19 protein-coding genes are annotated in these 19,758 nt (G+C 53.1%); 14 read left to right on the top strand and 5 right to left on the bottom strand.

Going from position 1 to position 19,758, the window contains the following annotated elements; genetic code table 11:
- Positions 1-102: 102 nt before the first annotated feature.
- Positions 103-948: an alpha/beta hydrolase gene (locus tag FHS19_RS29255; RefSeq protein WP_183585889.1), complete on the bottom strand. Its 846-nt coding sequence runs from the start codon at positions 946-948 to the stop codon at positions 103-105.
- A gap of 287 nt (positions 949-1,235) precedes the next feature.
- Between FHS19_RS29255 and FHS19_RS29250 the strand changes: the two genes are divergently transcribed.
- The 5 genes from FHS19_RS29250 to FHS19_RS29230 all read left to right on the top strand — a co-directional run bounded on the left by FHS19_RS29250 (position 1,236) and on the right by FHS19_RS29230 (position 4,617).
- Positions 1,236-1,565, top strand: a complete 330-nt coding sequence (locus tag FHS19_RS29250; protein ID WP_183585887.1) for a rhodanese-like domain-containing protein — start codon at positions 1,236-1,238, stop codon at positions 1,563-1,565.
- Positions 1,566-1,591: 26 nt separating this feature from the next.
- Positions 1,592-1,975: a rhodanese-like domain-containing protein gene (locus FHS19_RS29245; RefSeq protein WP_183586307.1), complete on the top strand. Its 384-nt coding sequence runs from the start codon at positions 1,592-1,594 to the stop codon at positions 1,973-1,975.
- Between the two features lie 64 nt (positions 1,976-2,039).
- On the top strand, positions 2,040-2,423 hold the full coding sequence (locus tag FHS19_RS29240; RefSeq protein ID WP_183585885.1) for a DUF302 domain-containing protein: 384 nt from the start codon (positions 2,040-2,042) through the stop codon (positions 2,421-2,423).
- A 269-nt stretch (positions 2,424-2,692) separates the two neighbouring features.
- A complete protein-coding gene (locus tag FHS19_RS29235) occupies positions 2,693-3,775 on the top strand; it encodes a Gfo/Idh/MocA family protein (RefSeq protein WP_183585883.1) in 1,083 nt (360 codons plus the stop codon).
- Positions 3,772-4,617, top strand: coding sequence for a Gfo/Idh/MocA family oxidoreductase (locus FHS19_RS29230; protein ID WP_183585881.1), 846 nt, complete (start codon positions 3,772-3,774; stop codon positions 4,615-4,617). Before FHS19_RS29235 ends, FHS19_RS29230 begins: the two co-directional genes overlap by 4 nt.
- 184 nt (positions 4,618-4,801) lie before the next feature.
- Here the strand turns inward: FHS19_RS29230 and FHS19_RS29225 are convergent, their stop codons facing one another.
- Positions 4,802-5,998 (bottom strand): acyltransferase family protein, encoded by a 1,197-nt coding sequence (locus FHS19_RS29225; RefSeq protein WP_183585879.1) that lies wholly within the window; start codon positions 5,996-5,998, stop codon positions 4,802-4,804.
- A 96-nt stretch (positions 5,999-6,094) separates the two neighbouring features.
- Here FHS19_RS29225 and FHS19_RS29220 point away from each other — a divergent pair, with 96 nt between their 5' ends.
- From FHS19_RS29220 to FHS19_RS29195, 6 genes are all read left to right on the top strand, one after another.
- Positions 6,095-7,021, top strand: coding sequence for a helix-turn-helix transcriptional regulator (locus FHS19_RS29220; RefSeq protein ID WP_183585877.1), 927 nt, complete (start codon positions 6,095-6,097; stop codon positions 7,019-7,021).
- 134 nt (positions 7,022-7,155) lie between these two features.
- Complete coding sequence (locus tag FHS19_RS29215; RefSeq protein ID WP_183585875.1) at positions 7,156-8,466, top strand: ABC transporter substrate-binding protein; 1,311 nt, start codon at positions 7,156-7,158, stop codon at positions 8,464-8,466.
- Positions 8,467-8,541: 75 nt separating this feature from the next.
- Positions 8,542-9,492, top strand: coding sequence for a carbohydrate ABC transporter permease (locus FHS19_RS29210; protein ID WP_183585873.1), 951 nt, complete (start codon positions 8,542-8,544; stop codon positions 9,490-9,492).
- A gap of 3 nt (positions 9,493-9,495) precedes the next feature.
- Positions 9,496-10,329: a carbohydrate ABC transporter permease gene (locus FHS19_RS29205; RefSeq protein ID WP_183585871.1), complete on the top strand. Its 834-nt coding sequence runs from the start codon at positions 9,496-9,498 to the stop codon at positions 10,327-10,329.
- 176 nt (positions 10,330-10,505) lie between these two features.
- On the top strand, positions 10,506-12,227 hold the full coding sequence (locus FHS19_RS29200; protein ID WP_183585869.1) for an outer membrane protein assembly factor BamB family protein: 1,722 nt from the start codon (positions 10,506-10,508) through the stop codon (positions 12,225-12,227).
- A gap of 196 nt (positions 12,228-12,423) precedes the next feature.
- Positions 12,424-13,116, top strand: coding sequence for an aspartate/glutamate racemase family protein (locus tag FHS19_RS29195; protein WP_183585867.1), 693 nt, complete (start codon positions 12,424-12,426; stop codon positions 13,114-13,116).
- Positions 13,117-13,750: 634 nt separating this feature from the next.
- Here the strand turns inward: FHS19_RS29195 and FHS19_RS29190 are convergent.
- Together FHS19_RS29190 and FHS19_RS29185 are read right to left on the bottom strand one after the other, a co-directional pair.
- The gene (locus FHS19_RS29190; RefSeq protein WP_183585865.1) at positions 13,751-14,485 is read right to left on the bottom strand and encodes an SDR family NAD(P)-dependent oxidoreductase; all 735 of its coding nucleotides are present in this window, start codon (positions 14,483-14,485) and stop codon (positions 13,751-13,753) included.
- Positions 14,486-14,891: 406 nt separating this feature from the next.
- On the bottom strand, positions 14,892-15,482 hold the full coding sequence (locus FHS19_RS29185; protein ID WP_183585863.1) for a TetR/AcrR family transcriptional regulator: 591 nt from the start codon (positions 15,480-15,482) through the stop codon (positions 14,892-14,894).
- A gap of 296 nt (positions 15,483-15,778) precedes the next feature.
- On the opposite strand from FHS19_RS29185, the gene FHS19_RS29180 reads away from it, so the two are divergent.
- Both FHS19_RS29180 and sigJ read left to right on the top strand, forming a co-directional pair.
- A complete protein-coding gene (locus FHS19_RS29180; protein WP_376771991.1) occupies positions 15,779-17,089 on the top strand; it encodes a phytoene desaturase family protein in 1,311 nt (436 codons plus the stop codon).
- The gene (gene sigJ, locus FHS19_RS29175) at positions 17,064-17,972 is read left to right on the top strand and encodes an RNA polymerase sigma factor SigJ (RefSeq protein WP_183585859.1); all 909 of its coding nucleotides are present in this window, start codon (positions 17,064-17,066) and stop codon (positions 17,970-17,972) included. Before FHS19_RS29180 ends, sigJ begins: the two co-directional genes overlap by 26 nt.
- Before the next feature lie 135 nt (positions 17,973-18,107).
- Here the strand turns inward: sigJ and FHS19_RS29170 are convergent, their stop codons facing one another.
- Positions 18,108-18,746, bottom strand: coding sequence for a TetR/AcrR family transcriptional regulator (locus FHS19_RS29170; RefSeq protein ID WP_183585857.1), 639 nt, complete (start codon positions 18,744-18,746; stop codon positions 18,108-18,110).
- 184 nt (positions 18,747-18,930) lie between these two features.
- Between FHS19_RS29170 and FHS19_RS29165 the strand changes: the two genes are divergently transcribed.
- Positions 18,931-19,665 carry an SDR family NAD(P)-dependent oxidoreductase gene (locus tag FHS19_RS29165; RefSeq protein ID WP_246426884.1) on the top strand — a complete coding sequence of 245 codons (735 nt, stop codon included), beginning with the start codon at positions 18,931-18,933 and terminating at the stop codon, positions 19,663-19,665.
- Positions 19,666-19,758: the final 93 nt, after the last annotated feature.

The following is a 19,758-nucleotide window of genomic DNA, read 5'->3' as shown; positions in this document are numbered from 1 at the left end:
TGACATTCATCAGTCATTATGAGATATGGGAAAAAGCCAAGAGGGGGAACATCGCCTTCTTGGCTATTCTTGTGTAATGGCGGTAGAGAGCGGTTTTTAATACTACCCTAGTGAGCTCAAAACGTCTTTCAGGCGCTCGGCAAACGGCTTTGGCTGCACCTGGTAGCCAATGTGATTTTCCGGAAACTCGAAGATTTCAACTCCTAAACGTTCTGCCAATCCTTCGGCGGAGCGGGTGGGAAAATAATGTCTGGAGGTACTGCCTACAGCGGGGCAGACTTGTGCTATAGAATGAGATAACGCAGTTTGGAGCTGCTCCAGATTGAAAGCATAACCGAGCACACCCGGAGCTTCATTCGTCATGAAGTACTCCATATTTGCAATCATGCGCTCCTTTTGCTCATCGCTCGGCGGCGAAGAAGGGCTGTTGCCGTCGTCGTTTTGAAGTCCAATGGATGAAGTGAACTTGAAAAAAGCCGGGAATAAGCCTAACTTGCGGTGATCGGCGATCAGGTCCTCCATGATTGTCTTGGCCTTTAATCGTTCATCGCCGTGTAAAAGATCCAGTAAAGGCGGTTCGTGCGGAATCAACGCGCGCACCTGGCCGGGATAGCGCATCGTCAGATCAAGTCCAATGACCGCGCCGGAGCTGCTACCGAAAACGTATGCCGGCTCATCGGTTAACGCGGCCAAGAGGTGGTGAGCATCGTCACTATGCGTCTCGATCCGGTAATCTTCGGCCGGATTGGTGAGCTTGCTGCGGGAGTGGCCCCGGCGGTCGTAAGTGACGACCGTATATTGATCGGCAAGCAGATCCGCGACCTCCAGAAATACGTCGGCGTCGCCGCATCCTCCGTGGATCATCAGAAGCACAGGGCCCGTTCCGCGAACCTCGTAGTGGATGCTTGCTCCAGGCACAGATAACATTTCTATTTTCATCGTACTCATTTCATCTCCTCCTTGTAGGAAGATAATAAAGCAGCTTTATGAACTGAATATGAATGAAGGGTCCTGGTTTGGGATGCGTTGTTCCTATTGGTAATTCCTTCTAAGGGAAGGACCAAAGTTGACAAAGGGGTCAAATCGCTATTAATATACCTATAGGGGTATGTGTATAAATACGAAGGTTCATCTCGGATATACTCCGAGGGAACGTTATTCATTGGATCTGTGTTATTCATGTGATCTATCTGGCCGAACAGGCCGCTGGTAACGAAAATAAGGAGTGAAACAGCATGGCATTTAATTTTCCCAAAGCAACGACACCACAGGAAGTGGTATCGAGACTGAATCAAGGCGAGAAGTTGTATATGCTGGATGTTCGCGAGCCCGAGGAGTGGGCTGCGGGTCATGTAGAAGGCGCCAAGCATATTCCGCTCGGGCAGCTTTCCGGACGGCTGCATGAGCTGGATTCATCGAAGGAGATCATCGTGATTTGCCGCAGTGGCAATCGCAGCGGCCTTGCGTGTGAACTGCTGAGCGAAAAAGGATTCGACGTGGTGAATATGACGGGAGGCATGAACAACTGGGATGATGTTGTCTATTTTGATACAAGCGAAAGCTAAAGCTAAAGGTGGTGGGAATTTTGCAAATGGGTACAATCATCAATATCGTTGTCATCGCGCTGTTCGCATGGTTTGTATATTCGAGGTTAAAACCGGTTAAAGGACTCCGGAACCTAAACGCGCAGGAGTTTCATAACGAAATGAAGAAGCCGGGTAAACCGATACTGATCGATGTTCGTGAACCGGGTGAATTTAAGGGAGGATTTATTGCCGGGGCCCGAAATATACCGCTGTCCCAAATGCCCTCATTGCTCTCTGAAATTCCGAAGGATCAACCGGTGCTCCTCTACTGCCGAAGCGGTATGCGCAGTAAAAGCGCGGCGAAGATGCTGCTCAAAAACGGGCACAAGGAACTGGGGCATCTACAGGGCGGCCTGGGCGCCTGGAACGGAAAACTGTCGCGTAAGTAATATCCATGATTATATTTGGTTAAGTTAACCTAATGGTGAGATCAAAACGGGAGGCTGACATGCGATGTTTCATTACACGGTTGAAACGACCAAAACGATTGAACAAGCGATTGAAGCTCTAACAGAAAACCTGAAGGCGGAAAAGTTCGGCGTCCTTTGGCGGTTGGACATGAAGGAGAAGCTTCACGAAAAGGGTGTTGAGTTCGATATGCCGTATGAGATCCTGGAGGTCTGTAACCCGGTTGAAGCTAAACGGGTATTGTCCGAAGATGCGTTGGTCGGATATTTCCTGCCGTGCAAGCTGGCCATATACGTGGAGAACGGAACAACCAAGATCGGCATGCCGAAACCAACGGCATTGATCGGGCTGGCAGAGAACGATGCCTTGATGAGCATTGCGTCTGATATTGAAAAGCGCCTGACGGTATGTGTAGATAAGAGTATATAACACTGAACATGAACCAGGGATCTTCGAAAACCGCCACCCCTGCGGATATCAAAACGGATACGATAATCCTATTTTCCCATACGATAGTAAAATCAACTAAACCGCTTACATGATACCATGTCGGTAAGTTGGCCGTGAACGATAGACGAATGAGATGCTGTCAGCTGAGAAGGCTGATGGCATTTTTTTTTGAATCATTTTGCCGGTCAAAATACTCTCTGCAATCCGGATCTGCCTGACCGGGTTCAGACCATCGGAGGGAACTGGTTATGTCAAAAACGATTGCAGCCGTGATCGGCTGCGGGACCATTGCCAACAATGCGCACATCCCGGCGTACGTGGCGAACAAGGATGCCGATATCAAGTATTTCTGCGACATTCGCAAGGAACGGGCCGAGAAAGCGGTCGAGCAGTACGGTTGCGGCACGGCAGTGGAGGATTATCAGGTCATTTTGGAGGATCCGGAGGTGGTGGCGGTATCGATCTGCACGCCGAACAACGTTCATGCTCAGATCGCGATGGACTGCATGCGGGCGGGCAAGCATGTGCTGTGCGAAAAGCCGGCGGCGCGGACGTACCGGGAAGCGCTGGAGATGCAGAAGGTGCAGCATGAAACCGGTATGACGCTGAACATCGGCGTCGTCAACCGCTTCAATAAAGGCGTCAACATCATCAAGCGGATGATCGAAAGCGGCGAGCTTGGCGAGCTGTACCACGTCGTCGTGAGCTTCCGCGCGCATCGCTCCATTCCCGGCCTCGGCGGTGATTTTACGACCAAGGCGGTCGCCGGCGGCGGGGCGCTGATCGACTGGGGCGTTCATTATCTGGATATCGTCATGTACTGCGCGGGCGATCCGCGGCCGAAGACGGTGACGGGGCAGGCGTACTCCAAGCTGGGCAAAGATATGCAGAATTACGCTTACCTGAACATGTGGGCGGGCCCACCAAACTATGAAGGCAGCTATGACGTCGACGACTTCGTGACAGCCATGATTCGGACCGAAGGCCCGTCGATTTCGGTCAACGGCGCCTGGGCGCAAAACATCGGCGTGGAAGAAACGTACATCGATTTCCTCGGCGACAAGGCGGGTATTCGCCTTCAGTACGGTCAGGAGTTTACGCTGTATTCGGCGAAGCACGGCGCATTGATTGAAAGCACGCCGAACTATCCGAAGACCAATGCGTTCCAGGAGGAGATCGACGGCTTTATCGCGGGCATCCATTCCGGTGAAAAGCTGCCGTCGCACATTGACACGGTGATTCTGACTGCGCAAATGATCGAGGCCATTTACCAATCCTCCGAAGACAGCCGTGAGATTTCCTTAACGGAAGCTGGAGTGGCACCGGCATGAAGAAAATCGGCTTTATCGACTACTACCTGGACGAATGGCATGCCAACCAATACCCCGGATGGATCAGGGACGCCTCGGGCGGGGCGATGGAGGTCGCCTTGGCGTATGCGGTCAAGGACGCGGAGCATGGGATGACCAATCGGGAATGGTGCGCAAAGCATGACGTAACGTGGTGCGACACGATCGAAGAGGTGATCGCCCAAAGCGACTATCTGATCGTGCTGTCGCCTGACAACCCGGAGCAGCATGAGCCGCTGGCGGAGCTGCCGCTCGCCTCGGGGAAAGCAACGTACGTGGACAAGACGTTTGCCCCTGACCGGGCAGCCGCCAAGCGTCTGTTCGAGCGGGCTGCACAGCATCACACACCGCTGTTTTCATCGTCCGCGCTGCGTTATGCCGACGAATACGGGGAGATCGAGCGCACAGGGATTCGGGTGATTTCGAGCCTTGGCCCGGGTTCGTTCGAGAACTATTCGATCCACCAGATCGAACCGGTCGTCGCGCTCATGGGCACGGACGCGAAGCGCGTCATGTTCGTCGGCACGGAGGCTGCGCCGGCCCTTCTGATCGAGTTCGCTGGCGGCCGGCAGGCTACGATCCAACAGCCGGGTCCGGGCTGTCCGTTCATGATGGCCGTCAACTACGATTCGGGTACCTGCCGCGTCGTGCAGCCGGTCTCGGATTATTTTCAGCGCTTCATTCAGGAGCTGGTGGCGTTTTTCGAGACCGGACAGGTGAGTGTGCCGCCTGCCGAGACGGTCGCTATCATGTCGATCATTGAAAACGGCCGGATCGCCTTCAAGCAGCCGTATCGCTGGATCGATTTGCCCGAGGGCCTGTAAGCGGCAGGAACAGAACAAAGCAGCCATTATCCGGAGAACGGGAATGGCTGCTTTGCGTTGCGCCTGAATCCATATAAGCGCAGTATGCAATCTCCATGGAGACTCGTTGCCAACGCACGACGGCGCTGGAAACGAGTCTATGGAGATTTTTTTGCATTAGACCGGGTTGGCCAGCAGTCATGTGCTATACACTCTTCGATTTTTCAACCGTCATGCGGCCGGACTTTTTCCGAACCAGCCGATCCATGACCCGCCTGCTCCATGGACTGAGCATTGCCAGCGTGGGAGCGTCGACGAACCGGCAGTAAAGATGGGCTAATGCAAAGATAAAGGGAGTTGTTAGGATAACGGTGAGGACTGTGCTAAGGCCATAAGAGAACAGGAGGTGGAACTGATAGAACAGATAGGACCCAAGCGAGCAAATGACGGTGAAGTGAACCAGGTATAGGGAAAAGGATAGGGTGCCGAGGTAGAGGAAGGGCTGCCGGCCGAATAGCGATTTGAGGCGGGGCGAGATGAGCAAGGCCGTCAAAGTCAGGCCAGCGCCCAGCGTATGGTAGAACACGAAGAACGAAAAGGCGGACGAGCCTTTCCATACCAAGATGGAGTAGATGGTGTTATCGATCCCAACGTAAGGGAAAGAGCCTAGAAACAGCCCGGCGCCCAGGAACAAAGGAGCGCTCCAAGGCGGAAGAACGGCGGTCAGCAGGTTGCGGCCGCTGTACGTCAGGTCGCTGAGCACCATGCCGAGCACGAATCCGAGGTAATAGGAGTCGGCGAGGAGCACCGCAAGAGCGGCGTAACCGATGATCCGCAGCCTGAAGCGGCCGAGGGTCAGCAGAAATCCGAAAATGAGAAAGGAGCCCAGCAGCTCGTAGGTCATGGTCCATAGCACAGGATTGTAAGCGGATCCATAAGTGAAGAAGGTGTGGTACAACGCCTCCTGGATCATGACGAGAATACGGGGGCTGGCCGTGAACGGATCGGGCATCGATGATTGGGTTGCTTGGCGGATGTCGTCAAAATATCCCCAGCCCAGCCGCATAACCGCGAAAGCGAGGCAAACGGACAGCGAAGCCGGAATGGCGAGCCGGAAAAACCTGCGCAGCGCGGACGCGTAAATATGCATCTTGTCCTTCGTGAGAAAATAGCGCCAGCTCAGCACGTATCCGCTCAGCACGAAAAAGACGCAAACTGAGAAGTTGCCGTTGAACATCAGGTTCAGCGGCGTTCGCGCGGCCAAGCCTTCAAAGGGAAAGTGGGCGATTTCCGGTTTTCCTTCGAAGACGGACGGTGCGAAGATTTGACAAAAGTGGGAAACCACGACTACGCAGGCTGCCAGTCCTCTTAAACCATCCAGATAAGCGATTTTAGTCTTCATGCAAGTGCAAGCCTCCCTTGATTTTTGAATCCCATTCTAGGCGATTCGCGGGGGGAAAGATTGTACTTCCGTATCAATTGAGAGGAGTCATGCCGAATGAAAAAGCTCGATATCGATCGATTGACCCGCGCCGGAGTCATCTATTTCAATTCCAAGCTCGAGATGCTGGCGGATTTGCACTGCAAGATGTACCGGATGAACACCCTCGTCAGCCTGTCCACCCATTTCCATGACTATTATCAGATCTGGTACGTATCCAAAGGCGAGTTCGTGCACACGATCGGCAATCGGCAGTACCGGATCCGGCAAGGCGATTTGTTCCTCGTTCCTCCCTTTACGCTGCATCGCGTACAGGCCTTCGAGACCGAGGGGGAGATCCTCGGCTGCGAATTTATGCCGTCCTTCATCAACGAGCGCTTCGCGGATCCTTCGGGAGAGCGGAGGTTTTTCGACGCCGAGTATTTGAGGCATTTCTCGCAGTCGGACTGCACGCCGCATTCGCAGATCGCCTTCGACGGTGTCACGGACGGCAGAATCCGCGGTTTGCTCCAGGACATGCTCGGGGAATACGAGGAGCGGACGCCCTTTTTTGAAATCGTGCTGAAGGCCAGCCTCTTACAGCTGCTGTCGATCATCATCCGCCAGGTGAATGGGGAACTGGTGAAGGCCGGGTTCCAAAAAATCGAAAGGTACCGCGACACGATGAACAAGGTCGTTGAATACATCGACCGGAATGCGCATGAAGATATCAAGCTGGAGCATATATGCGCCATATCCAACATGTCGAAGCCGACGATTTGCCGGCTGTTCAAGGAGTGGACGGGCAAGACCTTCAACCGCTATCTCGTCGATTTACGGATATCCAACGCGCTTGTCCTGCTGCAGCGGCCGTCCATGTCCATCACGGACGTATGCTATGCCACGGGGTTCAACGAGCTCGCGTATTTTTGCCGGATTTTCAAAAAATACACGGGCATTTCCCCGAACCAGTTCCGAAAACAGGTGATGGGCAAGCCATTTTAAGTTTTAACGATAATCCAATTACTAGAGACAATAGTGAAATTAACTAAAACGCTTACATGATAACATTTGGGTAGTTGACGGCGGCAAGCGCGCTTTGGCGGCGCTGCCGCCCCAAGATTAAGGAGGGAAGAGACATGATGCGAAAAGGGAGTACATGGGGGCTCATGATGGTTTTCCTGCTGGTCGCGATCCTATCGGGCTGCGGCGGCAAAGATGCGGCAAGCGGAGGCCAGGAAGGCGGCGAAGCGAAGGGCGGCGATGCCCCGAAAGAAAAAGTGCAGCTGAGCTTCTGGTATGGCTGGACCGGCATGGAGGCGGAAGCCCTCGAGAAATTGATCAAGAAATGGAATGACGCCAACCCGGACATTCAGGTGAAGGGGTTGTCCCAGAGCGATTACCAAAAACAGCTGACGGCGATTACCGGAGGTAATCCACCCGACGTCGCGTCCAACTTCGGTCAGGATGTCGTGCCGTGGGGCGAGCGCGGAGCCATGATGCCGCTGAATGATTTCATCAAGAAGGATAACGTCGACCTTGGCGACTTTGTGCCCGCTGCACTGAGCTCTTCCCAGTCGAATGGAAAAACGTACGCTTTACCGATCGCGATGCACGTCTCCATGCTTTTCTATAACAAGGAGCTGCTGGAGAAGGCAGGCTTTAGCGGTCCACCGGAGACCATGGGCCAGCTCAAGGAGTACATCGCCAAGCTGAGCGTCAAGGATGGAAGCAAGCTGCAGCAGTTGGGCCTGTGGCCCGGTGTCGATGCCTATACGTTCAGCTACGCCTATGGCGGATCCTATTACGATGCGGATAAGAAGCAGGTCACGCCGGACGATGCGGGGGTCAAGAAGGCCGTGGAATTCGGAAAAGGAATCTGGGACCAATTCGGATCGAAGGAGCTCGACCGCTTCGCGTCCGGCCTGGGGCAGTACATGTCGCCGCAGAATCCATTCTTTACGGGCAAATACGCGATGACGATCGACGGTGAATGGCTGCCGACGTTCATCAAGCAGTACGCCCCGAACTTGAAATACGGCATTGCGCCCATTCCGTACGATGAGAGCAACCCGGATCTGAAGGACCCGGGCAACGTCTCAACCAGCGTGTTTTACATCCCGAAAGGCGTGAAGCATCCGGAGGAATCGTGGCAGTTCCTGAAATGGATGACCGAGCCGGAGCAGATGGCGGAGTTCACCGCGGCCATCGGCAATTTGCCGACCCGAACCTCGCTGCAGACGCATGAAATCTATAAGGAGGTGCCGGGCTTCCAGGAGTTTTTACAGTATTCCTCAAGCCCGAACCTGCATTCCTTCCCGGCCACGTCCTTTTCGACGGAGTACATGACTGAATTTTCGAACCAGTATAACGCGATTCTGCGTGGAGAAGTCAGCTTGGACGAAGGATTGAAACGGGTGAAGGACAAAATTCAGCCTTTAGTCAAATAATCCGGTCTTTACATCCGGGCTCGGTCCGCTCCTGGGCCGGGCCCGCATTCCAACAATCACGAGGAGGACGTGCAGATGCTTGAAACGATATCCTCAGCGGCGCCTAGGCGGAGAAGGGGCTGGACGAGGAAGGAGTGGCATTATTTTTGGCTGGGGCTGATCTTCGCTTCCCCCTGGATCATCGGGTTTCTGATTTTTACCGTGTATCCTTTCTTCAGCTCCCTCTATTTCAGCCTAACGGAATACGATCTGTTCAATCCGCCGAAATGGGTGGGTATGGACAATTACGCGGCGATCATGAAAGACCGCAGCTTCTATAAATCGATCAGCAACACGCTGTTCATGGCGTTCATATCCGTTCCTGTCACGCTGTTTAGCTCGCTGCTTATTGCGCTGCTGCTGAACTTTAAGGTGAAGGGCATCCGTTACTACCGCACGATCTTTTATCTTCCGGCCGTTATTCCCGGCGTGGCGAGCGCCCTGCTCTGGACCTGGATGCTGAATCCGGACTTCGGCCTGGTCAACATTTTTTTGCGGTGGGTACATCTTCCCGATCCGGCCTGGCTGCTCGACCCCCGGTTCACCAAGCCTTCCCTGATCCTGATGGGGCTCTGGGGTTCCGGTGCGGGGGCGCTCATTTTTCTCGCGGCGCTTCAAGGGGTTCCGCAAACCTACTACGAAGCGGCCCAGGTGGATGGCGCCAACTGGTGGCACCGGTTCTGGAGAATTACGGTACCGGCGCTGTCGCCGATCATTTTGTTCCAGCTGATTATGGGACTCATCGGGGCATTTCAAATTTTCACGGAATCCTACATCCTGGCGGGTGGAAAGTCCAGCGGGGGCGCTCTTGGGGGTCCCGGCCAGTCGTTATTGTTCTATGCCGTCAATTTGTACCAGGAAGCCTTCATCAATCTGAAAATGGGATACGCCTCGGCGCTGGCCTGGATCCTGTTCGTGATCGTCATGCTGATTACGCTGCTGGTCCTGAAAACGTCCAAACGCTGGGTCTACTACGGAGGTGAATAGCGGATGAGCGCTGGCAAGCTGCTTCGTACGAAAATTTTTCCGCATACGATGCTGATTCTGTTCGCATTCTTTTTTCTGTTTCCGTTCGTTTGGCTTGTGTTCACTTCGCTCAAGTCGTCGAACGAAATTTTTGAACTGCCGCCGCGCATCCTGCCGGAGTCGTTTCAATGGTCGAATTACAAGGCTGCGTTCCAAACGGTGCCATTCGGGCACTATATGCTGAACACCCTGGTCATCTGCGTCGTCTGCATCGTTGGGCAATTGTTCGCCTCTCCGCTGGTGGCCTATTCGATCTCCCGGATTCCGTGGGTGGGGAGCAAGATCATTTTCGCGATCGTCCTGGCAACGATGATCCTGCCGTCGCAAGTGCAGCTGATTCCGCAGTACATCATTTTCGCCAAGCTGGGCTGGATCAACACCATCCTGCCGCTGACGATCGGGGCCTTTTTCGGCGCACCGTTCTACATTTTCTTGTTGAGGCAATTTCTCTTAGGCATCCCTAAGGAGCTGTCCGAAGCCGCGAAAATGGACGGTGCATCCGAGTTCCGTATCTACTCGCAAATCATTATGCCGACCTTGAAGCCTGCATTAGCGACGGTGGCCTTGTTTACCTTCGTAGGTGCCTATACGGACTTTATGGGGCCGCTCATTTACTTGAACGATGCCGCCAAGTGGACGCTGACGCTCGGTCTGCAGGGATTCCAGCAGGATCACGGGGCGCAATGGGAAAAGCTGATGGCTGCATCGACGATCATGGCGATTCCGATGATTTTGCTCTATTTTTTCGGGCAGAAGTACTATATGCAATCCGGATCTGCGTTTACGGGGTTCAAATGATTCATGCGCCCCATGGCGATCTCAAAAGGAAGGCGGGTATTGGCCCCATATACAAAGGCTGGTTGGAAACTCCAATCAGCCTTTTTTTCGATTCTTCAACCTTGTAACTTTGCCGCGGCTGACAGCGTCCATAAGACAGTAGGTAAATTTCGTTAAAAGCTGGGAGGATATCGTTTATGCGAAAATGGACTATGATGGCTGCCGGGCTGCTGCTCGCCGGGACGCTTGGGAGCGCCTGGACAGGCCCGTCCGCGTGGGCTCAAACCTCCGGACCGAACGCAAGCTATTCGAGCCCGGGCTCGGAATTTTATGTGACGAATCCGGTACCGCTTGTCAAGCCAAAGTGGACGGCGGTGCTTGACGCGCCGAAGGACTCGTCTGCCTCCAATCCTTCCGTAGTTATAGCGGGGCAGGGGAAGGTCTACTACATCGCAGGCGGCAAACTGATCGCGAAGGAGGCCGCCACCGGGAAGACGCTGTGGTCGTTCGGGACGGGACTAGGTGACGCCACCATCACGAGTGCGAACGGAACCAAACTCTACGTTGGCGCCAAAGACGGCTCGGTCTACCGGGTTGATGCGGCGACCGGCAAAGGCGCACGCATCTATCGGGCTCCATCGGGGCAGGCGCCGGCGATATCCGTGGACGGCGGGGCGTTGTACGTCTTTGCTGGCGGTTCGCTCATCTCGATCGACCCTGTCACAGGCAAGGAAAAGTGGAGGAACCTGGACGGTAAGTCCTTGCCTCAACGCGTGGGAGGGACACTGCTCTCGGGCGCCGTGGAATCGGGAGCGATCACCGTCTATACAACTTACGCGATCGATCCCGCTACGGGCAAGACGCTGTGGCGGCTGCCGGGCGACCATACGGGGCTTCTCAAGTCGGAAGGGGATAAGCTGTACTTCCAGGACCAATGGCCGAATGCTGATTATGTAGAGACTTCGGCGAACATCGACGAGGTGGATGTGAAGACCGGCAAGATCACAGCGAGCAAGAAATTCGTTGCCATAAAGGCTGACGGCAATCCGGTCTATCCCCCATCCAAAGTGGTGATGGACGGCAATGACGTCTATGCGGCCGTGAATGGCGAGGGTGTCTACCGTTTCAATTACGACGCCGATCCCGCCGTCGTGAAGCCGGAATTGATCGCGGATCGGGGTGAGTTCATCGCTGGCCCTTATAACGGCAAGCTGTTTTTCCTGAATGACGACAACCGCGGGATTCATGCGCGAAAAATCGTGGATCGCTCACAGGTCTATTATAACGGCCACGATAATTCGGCCAGCCGCATCGATATGATCCAATCCGGCTTGTACGTCGGCCAGAGTGACGGTACCGTCTACGCGCTGAACGTCTCGACGGGTAAGGCTTTGTTCCGTGCACAGACGAAGGCGCGCAGTTATGGTGCGTTCCAGGTGGAAAGCGGCATGCTGCTCGTCCAGGCGGAAGGCCAACTGTATGCGTATCCGCTGCCTTCCGAATTGACAAAGCGGGCTGCTGCGGGCAGTGCGGCAGGCGCCTTCGTGAAGTCGGATGCCAAGGTCACGCTGGATGGGAAGGCACTTCCGCTGCGGGTTGGAGCGGGCGTCATGTCGGTTGACAACCGGATGTTCATCCCTTTCCGGTCGCTGACCGAAGCGCTCGGAGCCAAGGTCGCCTACGACGCCAAGACGAAGCGGACGACTGTAACCTACGGAACGCGCGTTTTCTCGATCGCCGACGGCTCCCCTTTTGCTCTCACAGACGGGAAGCAAGCCTCACTGTCTTACTCGCCGGCGACGCTGAACGGCTTGCTCTACGTACCGATCAAAGACTTCGGCGATTTGCTGGGCGTGCAGGTAAAATGGAACGCCGGGACACGCACGGTGGAGGTAACCAAGGAGGCCGCCGCGAAATAAGGCTGGCAAATCCTTGCGGCTAGAGGCAGGGGTAAGGGACACAGAACGAATAGAAAATTTCCTATGGTCCTCAATCAGGCTAATGTATACTAAAAACGGCGGCATGACCGCCGTTTTTCTACATTCTCTTTACAGCAATGAAGGTTAATCGGAGCCGATTGTTGAGGACAAACCAAGGGCAATGGAGATGAGCAAAATGAAAGTAATTGGCCTTATTGGCGGGATGAGTTGGGAATCTTCTATTGAGTACTATCGAATGATCAATGAAGAAGTAAGAAGAAGGTTAGGCGGGCTGCACTCGGCGCAGTGTCTTTTATATAGTGTTGATTTTGAAGAAATTGAACGTTACCAGGCAGAAGGCGCCTGGGAAAAGGCGGGAGAAGTGTTAGGCCAAACCGCACGCGCTTTGGAACAAGGGGGCGCTGACTTTATCGTCATTTGTACTAACACGATGCACAAAGTGATCGATGATATTCAGTCCAAGATCCAGATCCCCATTTTGCATATAGCGGATGCTACGGCAGCCCAAATCAAGGAAAGCCGGATTCAGACGGTTGGGCTGCTTGGCACGAAGTACACCATGGAACAGGACTTTTATAAATCACGCCTGGAGCTGAACGGGATTCAAGTGATCGTTCCCAATCGGGATGACAGGGAGGCCGTAAACCAGATCATTTACGAAGAGTTATGCCTGGGCAAGATTCATCAGGAATCCAGAGAGTATTATAAAAAGGTGATTCAGGGCTTAATCGAATCTGGAGCCGAGGGGATTATATTAGGCTGTACAGAAATTGGATTGCTGGTGAAGCCGGAGGACGCTGAAGTTCCTCTGTTTGACACAACCTACATCCATGCTTGCGAAGCCGTAAATATGTCTATAGAACCGTGAAGTTGGAGGTCATTGGATGAAATTCTTAAAAAGGGGAGAAGAAAATGGAATTCAATTTCACAAATCGATTTTTTATTACATATCTACTAACAAGTATATTGTTCGTATTTGGTGTATAGAGAAAATAAAAGTATTAGACTGGATGTATTGCAGCCGCGTGGTTTTTTCGATTTACAAACCGTCACATTCTCGAAAAATAAGTAATAGACTAACCCCAAAAACGTAACAGCAGCAGCCACGAACTGAGAAAAAAGCCCTAGACTGCTGCTGCTTTATTGAACTAACGTTCCTCGTTAGCCATCCATGCAACGCAAAATCAGCGCTGCACCACAGAGAATGACGTTCCAGGTAGGGCGATTTTAAAGCCTGTTAAAACCAAAGTTCCCAAAATCAAAATGGTAAAGGAATTTCAATCACTTTATTTGTGAGGAACCTGGTTTATCGTACAGTATCAAACGTGTTGTTCCGCTAGCTCCATTGTTTTCCAGCGTAGCCCCTCCATCTACAAATCGTTTCCGTACCCCTGCTTGGACGGACGTGTTACTTCAATGCATGCCTCCTCTACGTTCGCAAGATAAAGGGGGCACAGCGCAAGCGCCAAGGGCTCATCCCTTCTCTTTTTTGCGGTGCGATTTCAGATTGCCGAGGTACCGCCGTCGACAAACAGCTCCACCCCGTTCACATAGCTCGAGTCGTCCGAAGCAAGAAACAGCGCAACCGTTGCAATCTCCTCCGGGCGGCCAATCTCTCCACGCGGAATCAAGGATTCAAACTGCCGTTTCGTCTCCGCGTCGAACAACTGCTCCTGAATCGGTGTTTGGATCTGCCCCGGACTCAGCACGTTCACCCGGATTTTCCTGCCCTTCAGCTCGTTGAGCCACGTGCGGGCGAATGAGTGCAGTGCAGCCTTGCTCGCTGAATATACGCTGTAATCAGACCAGCCCTTGATCGAAGCGACTGACCCGGTCATGAAGATCGATCCGCCATCGTTGAACAGCGGCAACGCCTTTTGTACCGTGAAAAGTGTGCCCCGCACGTTCAGACCGAAGGTCGTATCGAACTGCTTTTCCGTAATCTCGCCAAGCTTGGCGGGTTCCGCCGTTCCGGCGCTTGCGAATAGCACGTCGATCTTGCCTTTTTCCCGCTTGACCGTATCGAACAAGCGATCCAGATCGTCCAGGTCAGCTGCATCGCCGCGCACGCCGGTCACGTTCCGGCCGATCTGCTCGACGGCCTGGTCCAGAGCTTCTTGTCTGCGCCCCATAATGAAAACATGGGCGCCTTCTTCAACAAACAGTTTGGCGCTGGCGAGCGCCATGCCGCTTGATCCACCCGTTATTACTGCAACTTTTCTATCAAGTTTTCCCATGATTTCTCTCCTTTTAAGAATTAATGAATTTTTTTGTGGTCAGTTATTATTGACTATCAAGTCAAGAAAAAGATAAAAATTAACCGGAAAGCAATTAATGAAGTGCAAAATGCACTTTGTTTTCCCGAGTTGCTTTCGAATGACACCTAAGGTGTACCTGTTTTATCATTTTCATTATTGACTACAGGGTCAAGAAAGGGGCGAAAAAAATAGAGCATGTCCAACTACTGCCTAATGTCGACCGTTCCGAGCAAGAGAACCTCCTTCCGTTAGTAATCCGAAAGGCGAAACTGCCGCTTATAACGATAACTAACTTCCATTATAAGAAATCGCCATCGCGGCGTCTTCGTTTTATCGCTTTTTTCGCCTGCTAACCGGGGGAAACGTTTGCACTGATCAACTGACACTAGCGAGCGTTCTTCGCTAGCATCAGCGTAAATGACGTATGCAACACAGCATTGATCTGCTCGTTGGAGGCGCCGGCCCTCTCCATATAACGCGCCCCGCTAATCGCGTTATTTAGATAAGCGGCGAGTTCTTTGCTGCTCTGACAGTTCGTAACCAGCCCTTGCTCCTGGCCTTCGCGAATGATCTTCTCGAGAATACATTCGACACGTTCGAACATCAACGATACTTCGTGGTAGACTTCCTGGTCATCGTTTCCGAATTCCATTGCGGAATTGGCCATAAAGCAACCACGGCACGTTTCTTTGTTCTGATACTGTGAGTAGTCACAGATGACCTCCAGTTTCTCCAACGGTGACACCTCCCGGGAGGCCATCTCTTCCAGAAATGCTATGCGTTCTTCGCGATAAAGTGCCAATGCTTTCAGGAACAAATCCCGCTTGTTCTTGAACACGCAATATAAGCTTTGTTTTTTCACTTGCGTCGCGTGGGTCAAATCCTCAAAAGTAGTCGACTTGAAGCCTTTCGTCCAGAATACCTCCAAGGACTGATGAAGCGCACGATCGACATCGAATTCTCTTGGTCTGCTCATGGTGTCATCATATCAGTTGTTTACCAGGGAGTCAATAATGGAGCAATCAAGGCATCAAGCAGGATAATGATGACCTAACGTCATTATACTCCCGGTCCCCGATGAATTCCGTACGGATCAGTTAAAATAAAAGTTATCATCGCAGCGCGCCCGCCAAAGCGCGTTTTTTAATGATATAGAGTTTGGGGTACGCCCGTACAGCCAAAAAATATTTAAAGAAGTTTTCCGGCCGATGTTGTCACATCCCATCCTCCCTCCCCGTCATACGGGTAAAATCACCGAAAGGAATGATCGAGATGGAGATGGAGTACGATTACGATGTAGCGGTAGTTGGCGGGGGCATAGCAGGTCTGACGGCGGCGGTGTATGCGGCAAAAGCGGGGAAGCGGACAATTCTGATCGAGAAGCAGGAGCGCCTCGGCGGCCGGGCCATCACGGTAAAGAAGAAGGGAGCATACTTCAATCTGGGGGGGCACGCCCTGTATCACGGCGATGCGCTTGCGACCTTCCGCGAGCTCGGGCTAAGTTTGCAGGGGGGCCAGCCATCCACCGATGCACTCGGCATTTGGAACGGGAAGCTGGTGACCATGCCGATGGGGGTCAAATCGCTCTTCACCACGCCGCTGCTGTCCTGGAAAGGGAAGGTGGAGCTCGCCTCCTGGCTGGCGAAGCTGGGCAAAATGGATACGCTCCGGTACGAGCGGGTCAGTCTCCGGGAATGGCTGGAGGGGAATATCAAGGACCCTATGCTGCGGCATTTGTTTTATGCGCTTCTGCGTACGGCGAGCTACGTGGTAGCGCCGGATCTGCAGGCGGCGGGTCCGGTGCTGCGGCAGCTGCAGAACTCCCTGAAGGGCGTGCTGTATCTGGACCGGGGCTGGGGCGTGATGGTCGACGAGCTAGGCAAGCTGGCTGAGGATGTCGGCGTGAAGCTGCTCTCGAAGAGCAAGGCCGTGTCGATCGGGCATGCTGAAGGCTCGGTACGGTATGTGCTCTGCGAAGATGGAACGACGATCAAGGCGAATGCCGTCATCGTCGCCGCCTCGCCCGCGGTCGCTCATCAGCTGGTGCCTGGAGCTGAAACGACCGCCCTTCACACCTGGAAGGAGCAGGCGGTCGAAATTACGGCTGCGTGCCTGGATGTGGCCCTCCGGCGTCTGCCAAAGCCGGATCAGCAATTCGTGTACGGTATCGACCGGACCGTCTTTCTGTCCAATCAGTCGCGCGCCGCTTATCTTAGCGACGATGGTTCACAGGTTGTCACCGTGATCAAATACAAGGGGCCGGAAAGCGATCCGGATCAGGATTTGCAGGATCTGGAACAAGTTCTGGATCTGGTGCAGCCGGGCTGGAGGGATGAGCTTATCGTCCGGCAGTATTTGCCGAAAATTACGGTGTGCCACGATTTTATGCACCTGAACCGTCAGGAGAACCCGGGGCCCGCTGTACCGGAAATCAAGGGGCTGTACGTGGCAGGAGATTGGGCTTCGCACGGGGAATTACTAGCCGACGCCGCGACGGCCAGCGCGAAAAGGGCTGTGCGGCATATTCTCTCCCTGGAGAGTGAGGGAAGGGGGACCCATGAGCAGCATAGAAGAATTGTATGAAACCTATAGAAAACCGCTGATATCCTATGCCTACCGGATGCTGGGCAGCGTTATGGACGCCGAGGATATCGTGCAGGAGACCTTTATAAGCTATGGTCGGCTGGAGGAGCCTGATGCAATACGGAATGAGCGATCCTTTTTGTACAAAATCGTCACCAACCGATGCCTGGATCTGCTCCGTTCCTCGGCGAAGAAACGGGAGCTCTATGTCGGTCCCTGGCTTCCTGAGCCGCTGATCGGTTCGCTGGATGCTGCCGAAGCCGATCCGTCCGAGATTTACTTGCGGCGCGAATCCATATCGACGGCATACCTCTTGCTCCTGCAGCAGCTTAGTGCCGTTGAGAGGGCTGTTTTTCTCCTCCGCGAAATTTTTCATTATTCATTCGACGAGATTGCCGGGATGGTTGGCAAGAGCACTGCGAACTGCCGGCAAATTTTCCATCGGGCCAAAAAGAGCATCCAGGCCGATTCCGAGCAAACTCTCCCGCCTCACATTGCCGAAGAGAAGCTGAAGGATTTCGTCAGTTCCCTTCTGCAAGGAAATACAAGCCGGCTTCTGGAGCTGGTCAGCGAGGGCGCTGCCATGATCTCCGACGGCGGCGGCAAGGTCACAGCGGCACGGGTGCCTGTCCTTGGATTCGAGCGGGTCATCAAGCTGCTGCTTAATCTGCTCCAAATGTACGTGGGGAAATATACGTATTCCTTTGTTTCCGTCAACGGTATACCGGGCTTCCGGCTTGCGATCGATAACGGGGATCAGTTCGTGTATTCTTTTTCTTTTAAAGATGACAAGATCCAATCGATTTACGCTTTAGGAAATCCGGAGAAGCTGAGGCACCTGCCGGCACTCGAGCCGCTAGGTGATGAATCGGGCACGCCGTGATAGGCGCAGCTAACCAACCAAACGATTATGCATCCCGCGATCGTCGTTAAGCTAGAGGAACAACAGAATAGCAGCATATGTGAAAAAGACCCTGCTGGCGCGAGCCAGCGGGGTTTTTGGTGTTCAGGGATCTAATTATATGGTTTGCAAAATCCTAACGACCTCATCCTCAATCTGGGATTCATCAACCTTGTCCCAATGCTCAGGGCGAATCATTTGATACTTTTTCATTCGGTAAAACTCCATCACGGCTTGTTTCAAGGTGAGGTCATACCACTGGATGCTGAACGTCGGTTCCATAATCCGCCGCAGCGTAGCGTCGTCTTGAACCAAAGACAGCACCGCATTCATCCGGTTGAAAATGCCCTGATCCATCCCGGCTTCAAAAAAGCTCTCCAGCTTTTTATTCCGATTCTGCTGGGCAATGACAAGACCTTCAAATAACCGCGGATAGAATTCCTTGAGGTCCTCCAGGAACAAATCGGATATATAAATGACGCAGATCAGCGATTGCAGGAACGTTTGCTGAAAACGCTCGATATAAGAAACGGTTTCGTCGTTCACAACGACATCGGCCTGCTGCAAATAGTTCATCTCATACTCTACGACCTGCTGAATAATGTCATCCTTGGATGAAAAGTGCTTGTACAGTGTCACCTTGCTGATATCCATATATTTGGCGATATCGTCTATTTTAAGCTGGCTGAATTTGTTCTTTCGGATGATCGGTTTTATTTTCTCGATGTAATGATCGGCGCTTACCGCTTTTCTCACGAAATGAAGCCTCCTTTGTGCTTATACAACATATTATAACGATTTCGCTGGGATCACAAACACTTTTTACGAAAATTAATAAATTAACTTTTTTTATTAATTTTGTTTACTTAATTAATTTGTGGAGTTATAATCGGTCTTGCAAAAATAAATGAGCCTCTAAGCCAAGGAAGGAAGTGAAAAGATGAGTACTGTGGAAAAAGGGAAATACGAGGGCAAGCGGGTCGTCATTACAGGAGGAAGCAGCGGCTTCGGCCTGGAGACAGCGAAGATGCTGGTGGATGAGGGAGCGCGTGTATTGATTACCGGCCGCACCCAGTCCACGCTCGATTCGGCCCTGAAACAATTGGGGAACAACGCTATCGCTGTCGTGAGTGACGCCTCGTCGTTGAGGGATATCAACGCCTTGGCCGACCGGGTGAAGGCGGAGTTTGGCACGATCGATGCCTTGTTCGTCAATGCTGGCGTGACGCGCTTCGTTCCTTTTGAGTCCGTTACGGAAGAGGTGTACGATGAGGTTCTCGCCATCAATACCAAGGGCCCTTACTTTACCGTTCAAAAGCTCGTCCCATTGCTTAACGAGGGGAGCGGCGTGGTTCTCACGACTTCGGTCGCGAACGTGCTCGGAATTCCGATGATCAGCGCGTACGCTGCCAGCAAGGCAGCGCTCCGCTCCATGACGCGCAGTCTCGCCCGCGAGCTGCTGCCTCGGAAGATTCGTGTGAACGCAGTCAGCCCCGGCCCGATCGACACAGGCATTCTGGACAGATCGATGCCGGCCGAAGCCGCGGAACAGACCAGGGCGCAGATGAGACAAGAGAACCCGATGCTGCGTTTTGGGGAGCCCGCGAGGTGGCCCAAGCCGTCCTGTTCCTCGCCTTCGATGCGACCTATACCACGGGGGCTGAGTTCCCCGTAGACGGAGGCGGCTCGCAAATGTAAGTACGTCAAAAACCGCAGTTTGCTGACCATTGATTAAACGAACCAAGAAAGGGAAAGTGATCAATATGGA

Source organism: Paenibacillus rhizosphaerae, assembly GCF_014192015.1.
Classification (GTDB): domain Bacteria; phylum Bacillota; class Bacilli; order Paenibacillales; family Paenibacillaceae; genus Paenibacillus_AQ; species Paenibacillus_AQ rhizosphaerae.
The sequence above is the reverse complement of the archived record's forward strand: the minus strand, read 5'-3'. Positions and strand labels throughout refer to the sequence as shown.